This window comes from Faecalibacterium sp. An58, from assembly GCF_002161515.1.
GTDB lineage: Bacteria > Bacillota > Clostridia > Oscillospirales > Ruminococcaceae > Faecalibacterium > Faecalibacterium avium.
Genome location: NZ_NFHX01000001.1, coordinates 75,999 through 91,375 on the forward strand (window position 1 = coordinate 75,999; position 15,377 = coordinate 91,375).

The 15,377-nt window shown below is 64.0% G+C and carries 12 protein-coding genes; 8 read left to right on the forward strand and 4 right to left on the reverse strand.

The window, feature by feature from the left end:
* Window positions 1-34: 34 nt before the first annotated feature.
* Window positions 35-1,567 carry a 2,3-bisphosphoglycerate-independent phosphoglycerate mutase gene (gene gpmI / locus B5G12_RS00445; RefSeq protein WP_087322795.1) on the forward strand — a complete coding sequence of 511 codons (1,533 nt, stop codon included), beginning with the start codon at window positions 35-37 and terminating at the stop codon, window positions 1,565-1,567.
* Window positions 1,568-1,682: 115 nt separating this feature from the next.
* Here gpmI and B5G12_RS14560 read toward each other — a convergent pair whose 3' ends face one another.
* Window positions 1,683-1,820, reverse strand: coding sequence for a hypothetical protein (locus tag B5G12_RS14560; RefSeq protein ID WP_158099657.1), 138 nt, complete (start codon window positions 1,818-1,820; stop codon window positions 1,683-1,685).
* A 304-nt stretch (window positions 1,821-2,124) separates the two neighbouring features.
* On the opposite strand from B5G12_RS14560, the gene rplU reads away from it, so the two are divergent.
* The 4 genes from rplU to B5G12_RS00465 all read left to right on the forward strand — a co-directional run bounded on the left by rplU (window position 2,125) and on the right by B5G12_RS00465 (window position 4,517).
* A complete protein-coding gene (gene rplU / locus B5G12_RS00450) occupies window positions 2,125-2,436 on the forward strand; it encodes a 50S ribosomal protein L21 (protein ID WP_164474852.1) in 312 nt (103 codons plus the stop codon).
* Between the two features lie 14 nt (window positions 2,437-2,450).
* Window positions 2,451-2,702 (forward strand): 50S ribosomal protein L27, encoded by a 252-nt coding sequence (gene rpmA / locus B5G12_RS00455; RefSeq protein ID WP_087227964.1) that lies wholly within the window; start codon window positions 2,451-2,453, stop codon window positions 2,700-2,702.
* Window positions 2,703-2,813: 111 nt separating this feature from the next.
* On the forward strand, window positions 2,814-4,097 hold the full coding sequence (gene obgE, locus B5G12_RS00460) for a GTPase ObgE (RefSeq protein ID WP_087227965.1): 1,284 nt from the start codon (window positions 2,814-2,816) through the stop codon (window positions 4,095-4,097).
* Window positions 4,098-4,109: 12 nt separating this feature from the next.
* Entirely contained in the window at window positions 4,110-4,517 is a 408-nt protein-coding gene (locus B5G12_RS00465) for a Mini-ribonuclease 3 (protein ID WP_242955877.1), read from the forward strand.
* A gap of 113 nt (window positions 4,518-4,630) precedes the next feature.
* On the opposite strand, the gene B5G12_RS00470 is transcribed toward B5G12_RS00465, so the two are convergent.
* Window positions 4,631-4,822 (reverse strand): hypothetical protein, encoded by a 192-nt coding sequence (locus B5G12_RS00470; RefSeq protein ID WP_087227966.1) that lies wholly within the window; start codon window positions 4,820-4,822, stop codon window positions 4,631-4,633.
* Window positions 4,823-4,958: 136 nt separating this feature from the next.
* Here B5G12_RS00470 and B5G12_RS00475 point away from each other — a divergent pair, with 136 nt between their 5' ends.
* The 3 genes from B5G12_RS00475 to B5G12_RS00485 all read left to right on the forward strand — a co-directional run bounded on the left by B5G12_RS00475 (window position 4,959) and on the right by B5G12_RS00485 (window position 9,033).
* Entirely contained in the window at window positions 4,959-6,410 is a 1,452-nt protein-coding gene (locus B5G12_RS00475) for an RsmB/NOP family class I SAM-dependent RNA methyltransferase (protein ID WP_087322797.1), read from the forward strand.
* Between the two features lie 108 nt (window positions 6,411-6,518).
* Window positions 6,519-7,256, forward strand: a complete 738-nt coding sequence (locus tag B5G12_RS00480; protein WP_087227968.1) for a YebC/PmpR family DNA-binding transcriptional regulator — start codon at window positions 6,519-6,521, stop codon at window positions 7,254-7,256.
* A gap of 94 nt (window positions 7,257-7,350) precedes the next feature.
* Window positions 7,351-9,033 (forward strand): PASTA domain-containing protein, encoded by a 1,683-nt coding sequence (locus B5G12_RS00485; protein WP_087322799.1) that lies wholly within the window; start codon window positions 7,351-7,353, stop codon window positions 9,031-9,033.
* Window positions 9,034-9,129: 96 nt separating this feature from the next.
* Here the strand turns inward: B5G12_RS00485 and B5G12_RS00490 are convergent, their stop codons facing one another.
* Together B5G12_RS00490 and gltB are read right to left on the reverse strand one after the other, a co-directional pair.
* Window positions 9,130-10,608 (reverse strand): glutamate synthase subunit beta, encoded by a 1,479-nt coding sequence (locus B5G12_RS00490; protein ID WP_087322801.1) that lies wholly within the window; start codon window positions 10,606-10,608, stop codon window positions 9,130-9,132.
* An 11-nt stretch (window positions 10,609-10,619) separates the two neighbouring features.
* Window positions 10,620-15,149: a glutamate synthase large subunit gene (gene gltB, locus B5G12_RS00495; RefSeq protein WP_087322804.1), complete on the reverse strand. Its 4,530-nt coding sequence runs from the start codon at window positions 15,147-15,149 to the stop codon at window positions 10,620-10,622.
* Window positions 15,150-15,377 lie beyond the last annotated feature (228 nt).

Genomic DNA, 15,377 nt, shown 5'->3' on the forward strand with positions numbered 1-15,377 from the left:
GCTGCACCAAATAAACCAAGGAGTTAAAAATCATATGGCAAAGAAACCCATGATGCTGTGCATCCTTGACGGCTTCGGCTGGGTGCCGGACCAGACGTATGGCAACGCCATCGTCGCCGCCAAGACCCCCTATATCGACCATCTGTTCGCGACCTGCCCCCACGTCACCATTGGCGCATCGGGCATGAGCGTGGGCCTGCCCGACGGCCAGATGGGCAACTCGGAAGTCGGCCACACCAACATCGGTGCGGGCCGCATCGTCTACCAGCAGCTGACCCTGATCACCAAGTCCATCCAGGACGGCGAGATGCAGAAAAATGAGGTGCTGGTGCGCAACATGAAGGCCGCCATCGACCATGGCAAGGCCATCCACTTTATGGGCCTGATGGGCACCGGCGGCGTCCACAGCCACGAGGACCACCTGTTCGGCCTGCTGGATATGGCCAAGGCCCTGGGGGCCAAGGACGTGTATGTCCACGCCATCATGGACGGCCGTGACACCGACCCCCACGACGGCGAGCACTTCCTGCAGAGCGTCCAGAACAAGCTGGATGCGCTGGGCATCGGCACCATCGCGTCGGTCAGCGGCCGCTATTACGCCATGGACCGCGACAAGAACTGGGACCGTGAGGAGAAGGCCTATGCCGCCTTTGTCTACGGCGAGGGCGACCACGCCGCCGACTGGAAGGAATGCATCCAGCGCAGCTACGCCAACGGCGTTACCGACGAGTTCGTGGTGCCCTGCGTCACCTGCGAGGGCGGCCGCGTGGCCGAGGGCGATACGGTGGTGTTCATCAACTTCCGCCCCGACCGCGCCCGCGAGATGACCCGCATCTTTGTGGACGATGACTTTGACGGGTTCGAGCGCCGGTACGGCCGCTTCCACGTCAACTACGTCTGCATGACCGAGTACGACGCCACCATGCCCAACTGCGAGGTGGCCTATCCTCCCGTGGACCTCCACAACGTCATGGGCGAGTATATCGCAAACCTGGGCATGACCCAGCTGCGCATTGCCGAGACCGAGAAGTACGCCCATGTCACCTTCTTCTTCAACGGCGGCCGCGAGGAGCCCTTTGAGGGCGAGGACCGCTGCGTCATCCCCAGCCCCAAGGTGGCCACCTACGACCTCAAGCCTGAGATGAGCGCCCCCGAGGTGGCAGAGGAGTGCGTCAAGCGGATCGAGAGCGGCAAGTATGACGTGATCATCCTGAACTTTGCCAACTGCGACATGGTGGGCCACACCGGCGTCTTTGATGCCGCCGTCAAGGCCGTGGAGGCCGTGGACCAGTGCGCCGGCAAGGTGATCGACGCAGTGCTGGCCGCAGGCGGCAAGGTGATCCTGACCGCCGACCACGGCAACGCCGACAAGATGAAGAACGAGGATGGCACCCCCTTCACCGCCCACACCACCAACCCCGTGCCCTGCGTGGTCATCGGCGCAGGCAATGACTTCCAGCTGCGGGAAGGCGGCGTGCTGAGCGACCTGGTGCCCACCATGTTCGAGCTGATGGGCATTCCCCAGCCCAAAGAGATGAGCGGCAAGAGCCTGATCGTCCACGCATAAGGCCCGGCCCGTTCGAGCACACAACAAACAAGGCCCCGCAGGCGGCGTCGAAGGACGCGGTCTGCGGGGCCTTTTGCAGGGTGAGGGATACTTTTATTTGAGGAGGCCGTGGATATCACGAATACTTATAAAAGCCTTCCCCCGCGATGACGCCCAGTTTGCCTTTGTCGAGGTACTCCTCTTTCAAAAGTTTGGCCAATCTAGCGTGCATACAGGTGGGGTCGGTGTGGGTGTCCCGGTGGTTCATTACCACATGGATGATACCTGTAATACAAATATACACAGAAAGAATGGAAAGTCAAGGGCGGGTCAGAGGGCAAAGGTCCGTCTGTCAGCTGGTCCGGACGGCACGCCGGCCCCGGTGGTGCAACACCGCCGGCAGCGGTCTGAAAAACCGACGTCGGGCGGTAAAAAGAAACAGAAAAAATTGGAACTTCCTCTTGCATTCCGGCCGGTTTTTTGGTATACTATATCAGCCGCTTGGCGTGGGCGCCTGAAACGGCCCCGATACGGGCCTGCCTTGACGGCCAGCGAGTACAGAGAAAAGGATGAAAAATATGTACGCAATCATCGTTACCGGCGGTAAGCAGTACCGCGTGGAGCAGGGCGACATCGTCTACATCGAGAAGCTGGACGCTGAAGCTGACTCCGAAGTGAAGTTTGATCAGGTCCTCGCTGTGGGCGAGGAGGGCTCGGTCAAGGTGGGCGCTCCCGTCGTGGAGGGCGCCAGCGTTTCTGCCAAGGTCATCAAGAATGGCAAGGGCAAGAAGCTGAACATCATCACCTATCGTCCCAAGAAGCACAGTGCTCGCCGTATGGGCCATCGTCAGCCCTACACCAAGGTTGAGATCACTGCGATCAACGGCTAAGGAGGAAGTTTACAATGGCACACAAGAAAGGCGTAGGCAGCACCAAGAACGGCCGCGACTCCATGGCCCAGCGTCTGGGCGTGAAGCGTGCCGATGGGCAGAAGGTCCTGGCTGGCAACATCCTGGTCCGTCAGCGTGGCACTCACATCCATCCGGGTGAGAACGTTGGCAAGGGCAGCGATGACACCCTGTTCGCTCTGGTGGACGGCACCGTCCGTTTTGAGCGGGTGGGCAAGACCGGCAAGAAGTGCAGCGTCAAGCAGTAACTTCGCGCGGGCCTGAGAAACTGCAGATCAAAGAGCCGGACCAGGTTTCGTGGCCCGGCTCTTTTGCTTGTGTCCCCACATCCCTGCCCATGCAGAGAAAAGGAGAAAACTATGGCAGTACAGACGAATTTTATTGATATCGCCACCATCTGGCTCCACGCGGGCAAGGGCGGCGACGGGGCGGTCAGCTTCCACCGGGAAAAGTTTGTGGCGGCGGGCGGCCCGGACGGCGGCGACGGCGGCCGGGGCGGTGACATCCTCTTTGTGGTGGATGACAACCTTTCCACCCTGATGGATTTCCGCTACAAGCGCAAATATGTGGCCCAGGCGGGCGGCAATGGCCGCGGCAGCAACTGCCATGGCGCCAACGCCCCCGACCTGGTCATCAAGGTGCCCATGGGCACCGTCATCAAGGACGCAGCCAGCGGCCTTGTCATTGCGGACCTGTCCGACCACCAGCCGGTGGTGGTGGCCAAGGGGGGCCGGGGCGGCTTTGGCAATGCGCATTTTGCCACCCCCACCCGCCAGGTGCCCAAGTTTGCCAAGCCCGGCCTGCCCGGCGAGGAGCTGCAGGTGACGCTGGAACTGAAATTGATCGCCGACGTGGGCCTGATCGGTTTCCCCAATGTGGGCAAATCGACCCTGATCTCCACCATCAGCGCGGCCCGGCCCAAGATCGCCAACTACCATTTTACCACACTGGTGCCCACCCTGGGTGTGGTGTCGGTGGGGGAGGGGGCCAGCTTTGTCTGCGCCGACATCCCCGGCCTGATCGAGGGCGCCAGCGAGGGCGTGGGCCTGGGCCACGACTTTCTGCGCCACGTGGAGCGCTGCCGCCTGCTGCTCCATGTGGTGGATGTGTCGGGCAGTGAGTGCCGCGACCCCGCCGATGACTTTGAAAAGATCAACCAGGAACTGGCCCGCTTCAGCCCGGCGCTGGCGGCCCGGCCCCAGATCGTGGTGGGCAACAAGTGCGATCTGGCCACCCAGGAACAGATCGACGCCTTCCGCCAGTATGTTGAGGCCAAGGGCCTGACCTTTGTGCCCATCTCGGCGGCCACCATGCAGGGGGTCAAGGCTCTGCCCGGCCTGGTGTACAACCGGCTGAAGGACATCCCCCCGGTGCCGGTGTTCGCGCCCGAATACAAAAAGCCGGAGGCCAAAGCCGACGGCCGGTCCTTCACCATCACCCGGCTGGAGGCCCACCGCTGGTCCATCGACGCCCCCTGGCTGGAGCGCATCCTGGCCGGCAGCAACGTGGACGACTATGAGAGCCTGCAGTTCTTCCAGCGGCAGCTGGGTGAGAGCGGCATCCTGGACGCCCTGGTGGAAAAGGGCGTAGAGGAGGAAGATACCATCCTCATCGGCGATTACCAGTTCGACTATATCTTCTAAGGAGGGCGCAGTATGGAAAAGATGCCCGCCCAAAAGATCGACCTGCGGGAGATCAGCCCCCTGGCTCTGGCCTTTGTGGGGGACAGCGTGCTGGAGCTGCTGGTGCGCCAGCGCCTGGTGGAATACCACCGGATGGCCCCCGGCCGCCTGAACGCCGAAAAGGTCAAGTATGTGTCCGCCCGGGCCCAGTTTCGGGAGGAGCAGCTGCTGGAGCCGCTGTTCACCGCCGAGGAGATGGATGTGTTCAAGCGGGGGCGCAACGCCAGCCGCACCGCCGTCTCCAAGCACGCCACCCCCGAGGAATACCGCGCCTCCACCGGCTTTGAGTGCCTGTTGGGCTGGCTGTACCTGCGGGGGGATACCGCCCGCATCGGCCAGCTGTTTGAGGCCATGTGGGACGGCTACGACCCCGCAGAATGACAAAAAAGCAGGCCAGGCCGGATGTATGCGTCTGCACATATCCGGCCTGGCCGCTCTCAGCTTTGCAGGATCAGAGGAAGGAAAAGAACGTTTCGCCCTCTTTGGGGGACGAGTCAGCGGCAGTTTTTGCTGCTGGTCTTGGTGCTCTTGGCGTTCTTCGCGCCCTCGTCATCTGCGCCCTTGGTGTACTGGTTGGGATGCTTGTGCTCGTTGGATGCGGCGTTGATGGTGCGGCTGTTGCCGGCCGTGCGGGTGTTGTTCTGGCTGCCGGACTGGGTCTTGCAGTTGTTGCTGCGATTTTCCATGGTGTGATTGCTCCTTTCGGATGTTGGATCGGGATGAGGTCGCTTGCCTGCAGGGGCTTTTGCCCCCGCTGGTGATAGTTTGGCCGAAAGGGGCGGCAATATTCAAAGACTTTTGACAGTGAAAAGGTGGTATCCTGTGCCAACAGAATATTTTGAAGCCAGGGAGCGGGCCCTGCTGGGAGAACGCTATGACCGGCTGTACGCTCCGCCGGGCGCAGAGCCTGCCCGGGGCGTGACCGTCTCGGCGCTGCGGATGAGCCCCGAGGCTTTCCGGGCCGGGGCAGACTTTGGACTGGAGGCGTCCCCTTTCTGTGCCGCGGGCTTTGTGGTGACCGAGCCGGGCTTTAAGCCGGGGCGCCATCCCTGGCACCACGCGGGGGTGTTCTACTCCCAGGAACCCTCGGCCTCGGCGGCGGCCCCTCTGCTGGGGGTGCGGCCGGGGATGCGGGTGCTGGACCTGTGCGCCGCGCCCGGCGGCAAGACCAGCCAGCTGGCGTCCGCTCTGGCGGGGCAGGGGCTGCTGGTGGCCAACGAGTATGTGGCAGCCCGGGCCGAGATCCTGAAAAGCAACCTCGAGCGGATGGGGGTATCCAACGCCGTGGTGCTCAACGAGAGCCCCGAGCGGATCGCCGCCGCCCTGCCCGCCTTTTTTGACCGCATCCTGGTGGATGCGCCCTGCTCGGGGGAGGGGATGTTCCGCAAGGAGCCTGCCGCCCTGGCCCAGCACTCGGAGGCCCTGGTGGCCCAGTGCGCGGCCCTGGGGGCGTCCATCCTGGACAGCGCCGCGGAGGCCCTGGCCCCCGGCGGAGAGATCCTTTACGCCACCTGTACCTTTGCCCCGCAGGAGGATGAGGGCCAGGTGGCGGCCTTTCTGGCGCGGCATCCGGAATTTGTCCTGGCCGACGTGATGGAGCGGGCTTTCGCGCCCTTTGGCAGTCCCGGCGAGGCCAACCGCACCGGCGGCCTGCCGCTGGATGTGTCGCTGGTCCGCCGGATCTGGCCCTGCCAGGGGGGCGAGGGACATTTTATGGCGCGTCTGGTCAAGGCGGGGCCCCCGCCCGACATCGACCGCGCCGCCCAGGAATCCCTCTGGCTGGCGCGGATGCAGCGTCCCGCCGCCGAAAAGAAAAAGCCTGCCCGGCCCGCCCGGGACCGCAGGGGGGCCGAGGCCGCCGCGCCCGCCCAGGTGCTGGAGGCATGGCGCGCCTTTGCACAGGAGACGTTCCCCGCCCTGGCGGACCGGCCCGCCGTGGCACTGGGAGAGAATGTGCTTCTGCCTCCCGCCTGCCCGCCCCTGGGGCTGCACATCCTGCGGGCCGGGGTGCTGGCGGGCGAGGTGCACAAGGGAAGGTTTGTGCCGGGGCATCACCTGTTCACCGCCTTTGGGGCGTTTTGCGCCAACATCGAGGCCCTGGACATGGCGGACCCCCGCTGCGCAGCCTACCTGTCCGGCCAGGAGATCCCGGCCGGCACCGCCCGGGAGGGCTGGTGCTGCGTCACGGTGGACGGCTGTCCCCTGGGGGGCGGCAAGGCGTCGGGGGGCAGGGTGAAGAACCACTACCCCAAAGCCCTGCGGCTGCTGGGCTGAGCCAATTTTCTCTTGAAGACACAGCCCAGTTGTGCTAAAATAAATAAGACACTGCAACATGACATTTTGTACCATGTAGATGTTTTAAATCGCTAGGAGGCTTACCCCATGTCAGGACATAGCAAATGGAACAACATCAAGCGCAAGAAGGAAAAGACCGACGGCGCAAGGGCCAAGGTCTTTACCAAGATCGGCCGCGAGATCAGCGTCGCGGTCCGGAACGGCGGCCCTGACCCGGCCTCCAACGGCAAGCTGGCCGACCTGATCAGCAAGGCCAAGCGGATGAACGTGCCCAACGACAACATCCAGCGGATCATCAAGAAGGCCGAGGGCGGCGACAAGACCGAGTACGAGGCCATCAACTACGAGGGCTACGGCCCCGGCGGCGTGGCCGTCATGGTGGAGACCCTGACCGACAACCGCAACCGCACCGCTGCGGACCTGCGCCACTATTTTGATAAAAACGGCGGCAACCTGGGCACACTGGGCTGTGTGGGCTTTATGTTCACCCAGAAGGGCGTCATCGACATCTCCCTGGAGGACAAGGACGCCGACGAGGCCATGATGGATGCCCTGGACGCCGGCGCCGAGGACTTTGATGCCGGGGAAGACGCCGCCGAGATCACCACCGATCCCGACAGCTTCTCGGCGGTGTGCAACGCGCTGGAGGCCAAGGGCTATGAGTTCATCTCGGCCGACCTGGCCATGGTGCCCATGACCACCACCCGCCTGACCGACCCCGACCAGCTCAAGCAGATGGGCAAGCTGCTGGATGCGCTGGAGGAGGACGACGACGTGCAGAACGTCTGGCACAGCCTGGAGAACGAGGAAGACCTGCCGGAATAACGCCCGGCGCCAAAAAAGCAAAACAGGGAGCCGGGCCGTGGCTTTGGCCCGGCTCTTTCTGCTTTTGGAAGGTCCCATGGAAGGGGGATGAACGATGGACGACGCGCACAAGATCCTTTGCCCGTACTGCCGGGCCGAGCTGGAGGAGGGAGCGGCCGGCTGTCCCCACTGCAAGCGCAGTTTTGCGGGGCGCAACCCGGCCGGAGCCCTGCCGGTGGGCACCCTGCTGGCGGGACGGTATACCGTGGGGGAGATGCTGAGCCTGGACGGAGAGGGCATCCTCTACCGGGGTGTGGAGAACCGGGGCCGCTTCCGGGTGACCATCAAGGAATATTTTCCCATCACCCTGTCGGCGGAGCGGGGCAGCGACTGGCAGCTGCGCCCCAAGCCCGGCAGCGAAGTGCTGCTCAAGACCACCCGGATGGATTTTGCGGACCTGTACCGCTCGATCCAGCGGATCACCCCCGCCACCGGCCTGGAAGCGGTGCTGGATGTGGTGGAGGCCAACAACACCGTCTATGCGGTGCTGGAAAATCCCGGCGGCATCCCTCTGGACCAGTGGCTGGACAAGCAGAAAAAGAACGTCACTCCCGAGGCCGCCTGCGTCATGCTGCAGCCGGTGTTCAACGGGGTGGCGGCCATGCACCAGGTGGGGCTGGTGCACCGGGGCATCTGCCCGGAAAACATCCGGGTGCTGGACAACGGCCGGGCCCGGCTGACCGGCTACGCCACCATCGGCCTGCGGACCGCGGGCAGCGGCCTCCACGGCCAGCTGTACGAGGGCTACTCCGCCCCCGAGCAGTATTCGGCGGTGGAGTTTGAGGGGCGGTACACCGATGTGTACAGCCTTTCGGCGGTGTTCTACCGGATGGTCTGCGGCCAGAGCCCTGTGCCGGCGGCTCAGCGGCTGGTGACCGACTCCAACCTGGGGGCCCGCACCGTCAACCCGGCGGTGCCCGCCTATGTGTCCGAGGCGCTGGACCTGGGCCTTCAGCTGGAGCCCGCGAGGCGGATCCAGACGGTGCCCCAGCTGGGACGGGCCCTTTCCTCGCCCCAGGCCGCCGAGGAGGAGGCGCGCACCCTCCATGCGGCGGGCCGCCGGCTGCAGCGGGAGAAAAAGCCCGCCCTGAGCCTGACCGCCATCCTCACCGGCATCCTGATCCTGCTGGCGGTGCTGACCCTGCTGACCCTGTGGGGCCTGCTGGGCCGGGTGGGACAGCCGGAGGAACCCCCTGCTTCCTCCCAGGCGTCCAGCGCCCCCAGCGCCGTCACCGTCAACTATGTGCCGGATTTTGTGGGGATGACCTATTCCCAGATCCAGACCAACCGCCAGTATGCGGGCATCTACCTGTTCTATGTCACCGAGGAGTACAGCGACAGCGCCCCCGTGGGCACCGTGCTGACCCAGGAGCCCGCCGCAGGCACCGCCATCACCGAGGGGGAGAACCCCACCATCCGGCTGGTGATCAGCAAGGGGCCCCAGATGGTGGAAATGCCCAATACCATCGGCTTTACCCAGGAGGGCGCCATCCATGAGCTGGAGAGCCGGGGGCTGGTGCCCAGCTGCTTCATGGTGGTGAACGACGGCTCTTATGCCTCGGGCTGCGTGGTGGCCTGCAGCGTGGAGCCGGGCACCATGGTGGAGGCCGGAAGCACCATCGTGGTGTATATCGCCGCCGACCGGGACGTGCAGATCACCACCACCCCCGAGACGGCAGACCCCGCCGGCCAGGGGGAGAGCCAGGACGGCGATCCGGAACAGACCCCGGCGGAGTGAGCCGGAACAAAAAACGATCCAAACAGAAACGGGAGCCCTTGCAACGGGGCTCCCGTTTCCGTGTTTAGGATAGGAAAGAGAATGGCGTAAGAAAAATTAGAGGTTGGTGTAGCCCATCAGGTACTGGTCCACCTGGGCGGCACAGTCCCTGCCTTCCCGCAGGCCCCACACCACCAGACTCTGGCCCCGGCGCATATCGCCGCAGGTGAATACCCGGTCCACGTTGGTTTGGAAGCGATGGTCGGCGGCACAGCCCCGGGCGTTCCGTTCCACTCCGAAAGCCTGGGCTACATAGTCCTCGCACCCCACAAAGCCCGCCGCGATCAGGGCCAGCTGGCAGGGATAAGTGAACTCCTCCCCGGTGGGGACCATAACGGTGCGTCCGGTGTCGGGGTCCTGCCGGGGCTCCAGCCGGGCCACCACCGCGCCGGTCAGCTGGCCGGCCTCGTCCTTCAAAAATTCCTTGACGGTGGTCTGGTAGGCCCGTGGATCTTTGCCAAAGCGGGCGATGCACTCCACCTGGCCGTAGTCCACCTTGCGTACCCGGGGCCATTCGGGCCAGGGGTTGGAAGGGGTGCGCTGGGCAGGCGGTTCGGGCATCATCTCAAGGGCCAGCAGATCGGTGCAGCCCTGGCGCAGCGCGGTGCCCTGGCAGTCGTTGCCGGTGTCGCCGCCGCCGATCACCAGTACGTTTTTGCCCGCGGCGGAGATGGCCCGGCCGTCGGCCAGGTCCGAATCCAGCAAGCTGCGGGTGACGCTGGTCAGATAGTCCACCGCGAAAAAGACCCCGGCGGCATCGCGGCCCGGAACGTCCAGATCCCGGGGCTTTTTGGCCCCGCAGCACAGCACCACCGCGTCGTAGTGGGCCAGCACCTCGGCGGCGTCCACCGTGCGGCCCACGTCCATGCCGGTGAGGAACTCCACTCCCTCCTCCTGCATGATCCGGACCCGGCGCTCGACGACCGATTTATCCAGCTTCATGTTGGGGATACCGTACATCAGAAGGCCGCCGGGGCGGTCCTCCCGCTCGTAAATAGTGACGGTATGCCCCCGCTTGTTGAGGTATTCGGCCACCGAGAGCCCCGCGGGGCCCGAGCCGATGACCGCCACGCTCTTGCCGGTGCGGGTGGGAGGCGGGCAGGCCGGCATCCAGCCCTTGGCATAGCCCCGCTCGATGATGGCGTGTTCGTTCTCCCGCACCGAGACGGCGCTGCCGGTGACGTCCCCGCAGGTGCAGGCGGCCTCGCACAGGGCGGGGCAGACCCGGCTGGTGAACTCGGGGAAGCGGTTGGTGGCCAGCAGGCGGCGGAGGGCCAGCTCCCACTTGCCCCGGTAGACCAGCTCGTTCCACTCGGGGATGAGGTTGTTGAGCGGGCAGCCCGAGGCTGCCCCGCCGATGGTCATGCCTGCCTGGCAAAAGGGCACGCCGCAGTCCATGCAGCGGGCCGCCTGGGTCTGCTGCTCCTCCCGGGGCAGCCAGACGTGGAATTCATTGAAATGCTCCAGCCGCGCAAGGGGTTCCAGTTCGGCGCTGGTCTTGCGCTGGTAATCCATAAAACCTGTCGTTTTACCCATGATATCCTCCCTTACCTGCTTTTCTGCTGGGCGTAGAATGCCTCGATCTGCGCCTGCTCTCCGTCAAGGCCGCGCTCCTCCATCGAGGCGATGACCCGCAGCATCCGGTCGTAGTCGTAAGGCAGGACCTTTTTGAATTTGGGCAGGAATGCGCCGAAGCTGTCCAGGATCTCCTTGCCCCGGGGGCTGCCGGTGGCCTCCACGTGCTCCCGGATCAGCTCCTTGAGGGTGGCCACGTCGTGTTTGTGCTCCACCGGCTCCAGGCTGACAGTCTCCTTGTTGACCCGCTGGTAGAAGTCCCAGTTCTCATCCAGCACATAGGCGATGCCGCCGGTCATGCCGGCCGCAAAGTTTTTGCCGGTCTGGCCCAGCACCACCACCGTGCCGCCGGTCATGTACTCGCAGCCGTGGTCGCCCACGCCCTCCACCACGGCGGTGACGCCGGAGTTGCGGACGCAGAACCGCTCGCCGGCCACACCCGAAATAAAGGCTTTGCCGCCGGTGGCGCCATAGAAGGCCACATTGCCGGTGATGATGTTCTCCTCGGGCCTGTAGCAGATGCCCTGGGGCGGGCGCACCACGATCTTGCCTCCCGACATCCCCTTGCCCATGTAGTCGTTGCAGTCGCCGGTGAGGCAGAGGGTCAGACCCTTGGGGATGAAGGCCCCGAAGCTCTGGCCGCCCGCGCCGGCGCAGTGGACGGTGAAGGTGTCGTCGGGAAGGGTATTGCCGTACCGGCGGGTGATCTCGCTGCCAAAGATGGCTCCGAAAGCCCGGTCGGTGTTGGATACCTGGACGCTGACCGACTGGGGGTTCTTGCTGCCCAGCTTGAACTTTTTCATCAGCACCCGCATATCCAGGGTCTTTTCGAGGTGGAAGTCATAGGTGTCCTCGGGCTGGTAGTGGACGTTCAGGTCGCGGATGGCGGGGTTGTGCAGGATGGCGTCCAGATCCAGCTTGGCGGCACGGCCGGCGCAGGGCTTGACGTGCAGCAGGTCGGTGCGGCCCACCAGTTCGTCCATGGTGCGCACCCCCAGCTGGGCCATGTATTCCCGCAGCTCGGTGGCCACAAAGGTCAGGTAATGGATGATGTATTCCGGTTTGCCCATAAAGTGCTTGCGCAGCTCGGGGTTCTGGGTGCAGATGCCCATGGGGCAGGTGTCCAGGTTGCACACCCGCATCATGACGCAGCCCTCGGCCATCAGCAGGCTGGTGCCAAAGCCGAACTCCTCTGCGCCCAGCATACAGCTGATGGCCACATCCCGGCCGCTGAGCAGTTTGGAGTCGCTCTCCAGCCGTACCCGGGTGCGCAGCCCGTTGAGGATCAGGGTCTGATGGGTCTCGGCGATGCCCAGTTCCCAGGGAAGGCCGGCATTTTTGATGGAGGTGCGGGGGGCCGCGCCGGTGCCGCCGTCGTAGCCCGACACCAGGATGACCTGCGCGCCGCCCTTGGCCACACCGGCGGCGATGGTGCCCACCCCCGCCTCGCTGACCAGCTTGACGTTGATGCGTGCATCCCGGTTGGCATTTTTCAGGTCGTAGATCAGTTCGGCCAGGTCCTCGATGGAATAGATGTCGTGGTGGGGCGGGGGAGAGATCAGGCCCACGCCGGTGGTGCTGTGGCGGGTCCTGGCGATCCAGGGATAGACCTTGCTGCCGGGCAGCTGGCCTCCCTCGCCGGGCTTGGCGCCCTGGGCCAGTTTGATCTGGATCTCCTCGGCGGACACCAGATACTGGCTGGTGACGCCGAACCGGGCCGAGGCCACCTGCTTGATCTTGGAGTTGCTGGCGCTGTGGTAGCGCTCCTCCGGCTCGCCGCCCTCGCCGGTGTTGCTGCGGGCGCCGATCTGGTTGAAGGCCAGAGCGATGGTCTCGTGGGCCTCGCTGCTCAGGGCGCCGTAGCTCATGGCCGCCCCCTTGAACCGCTTGAGGATGGACGAGACCGGCTCCACCTCCTCCAGGGGAATGCCTCCGTTGGACGGATAGCTGAAATCCAGCAGGCTGCGCAGGTGCATCCCGTTTTCGCCCATGTTGTCCACCGCCTGGGTGAACTGCTTGAAGGCACCGTAGTCGTTTTCAAAGCAGGCCTTGCGGAACAGGTAGATGGTCTGGGGGGTGAACAGATGGTCCTCTTTGCCGCTGCGGAACTTGTGTTCCCCGCTGCTGGCCAGCTGCATATTGATGTCCAGGCCCAGCGGGTCGAAGGCGGCGCTGTGCCGGGCCTCCACGTCAGCCTGGATATCATCCAGGCCGATGCCTCCCACCCGGCTGACCGTGCCGGTGAAGTACTTGTCGATGACCTCTTTGGAGATGCCCACAGCCTCAAAGATCTGGCTGCCCTGGTAGCTCTGGATGGTGGAAATGCCCATCTTGGAGGCGATCTTGACGATGCCGTTGAGGACGGCGGTGTTGTAGTCGTCCACGGCGGCATAGAAATCTTTGTCCAGCAGCCCGTCGCCGATCAGCTGGCCGATGGCCTCGTGGGCCAGGTAGGGGTTGACGGCGCAGGCGCCATAGCCCAGCAGGGCTGCGAAGTGGTGGACTTCCCGGGGCTCGGCGCTCTCCAGGATGAGGGCCAGAGCGGTGCTCTTTTTGGTGCGGATCAGGTACTGGGACACCGCCGACACCGCCAGCAGGCTGGGGATGGCCACATGGTATTCATCGATATCCCGGTCGGACAGGATGATGATGCTGGCCCCTTCTTTATAGGCCCGGTCCACTTCCAGAAAGACCCGGTCGATGGCCTTTTCCAGGCTGGTGTTCTTGTAGTAGTTGATGGACACAGTGGCCACCTTGAAGCCGGGCACGTTCATGTGGCGGATCTTGAGCAGGTCGGTCTCGGTCAGGATGGGGTTGTGCACCTTGAGCACCTTGCAGTTTTCGGGCTGGTCCTCCAGCAGGTTGCCGTGGGCGCCGATGTAGACGCTGGTGGAGGTGACCACCTTTTCCCGGATGGCGTCGATGGGAGGATTGGTCACCTGGGCAAACATCTGCTTGAAATAGCTGAACAGGGGCGGATGCTGGGTGCTCAGCACCGCCAGGGGGGTATCGGTGCCCATGGCGCCGCTGGGTTCGGAGCCCTGCCGGGCCATTTGCAGCAGGATCACGTTGATCTGCTCATAGCTGTAGCCAAAGGCCTTCTCCAGGCGTGTCAGTTCGTCGGCGGTGTAAGAGGGGACCTTGCAGTTGGGGATCTTGAGATCCTGCAGCTGGACCAGGTTGCGGTCCAGCCACTCGCCGTAGGGTTCCCGGCTGGCGTAGTATTCCTTCAGCTTTTCGTCGTCCACCACCTCGCCCTTGACGGTGTCCACCAGCAGCATCTTGCCGGGGCGCAGTCGGTCCTTGACCAGGATGTTGTCGGGGGCGCAGTCCAGCACGCCCACCTCGGAGGACAGGATCATCCGGCCGTCCCGGGTGATGTAGTAACGGCTGGGACGCAGGCCGTTGCGGTCCAGCACCGCACCCACCACGTCGCCGTCCGAGAACAGGATGGCCGCAGGGCCGTCCCAGGGTTCCAGCATGGTGGCGTAATACTGGTAGAAGTCCCGTTTTTTCTGGCTGATGTTCTTGTTGTTCTCCCAGGGCTCGGGAATGGTGATCATCACCGCCAGGGGCAGATCCATGCCGTTCATCACCATGAACTCAAGGGTGTTGTCCAGCATGGCGGAATCCGACCCGGCGGTGTTGACGATGGGCAGGATCTTATTCATGTCGTCCTGCATGATGCGGGAGGAGATGGATTCCTCCCGGGCCAGCATGGCGTCGGTGTTGCCCTTGATGGTGTTGATCTCGCCGTTGTGCAGGATGAACCGGTTGGGGTGGGCGCGCATCCAGCTGGGGGTGGTGTTGGTGGAAAAGCGGCTGTGCACCATGCCGATGGCCGACTCGTAATCCTCGTCCTGCAGATCGGTATAGAAGCGGCGCAGTTCGCCCACCAGGAACATCCCCTTGTAGACGATGGTGCGGCTGGACAGGCTGGCTACATAGGTGCCGTTGCTGGCCTGCTCGAATACCCGCCGGACGATGTACAGCCGGCGGTCAAAGTCGATGCCCTTGGACACCTTGGCGGGCTTTTTGATGAAGCACTGCCAGATGGCGGGCATACAGTCCCGCGCCTTCTGGCCCACTACCTCGGGGGCCACCGGCACCTGGCGCCAGGCGAGGAACTCCAGCCCCTCCTTGCGGGTGACCAGCTCGAACAGCTTCATGGCGCGGGCCCGCAGGTGCTCGTCCTGGGGGAAGAAAAACATCCCTACGCCGTATTCCCGCTCGGCGCCGATGGTGATGTTCAGCCCCTCGGCCACCTTGGAGAAGAATTTGTGGCTGATCTGCAGCAGGATGCCCACGCCGTCGCCGGTCTTGCCTTCGGCGTCCTTGCCGGCCCGGTGTTCCAGATGCTCCACGATGGTCAGCGCGTCGCTGACGGTCTGGTGTGATTTGCGCCCCTGGATGTCCACCACTGCGCCGATGCCGCAGGCATCGTGCTCGAACTGGGGGTCATACAGGCCAGCGGGCGCTGTGCGTTCGGTAAATCGATCCATTTCCTTTCCCATCCTCTGTCGTAATCTCTGAAAAGGCAGTTGACGGGCCGCGGCCCACTCCGCGTCCCGGCGGGCAAAAAAGAAAAGGCGCCCCTGACGGGCGCAGCTGACCCGTCAGGAACACCTTTGTTCCCGTACTGTTAATTATAATCCGTATTGAATCAAATTCAAGTGACGGATGCAACAAATAATATACCTGAGCCGCACCGGATTTGCGGCAAAACGCAC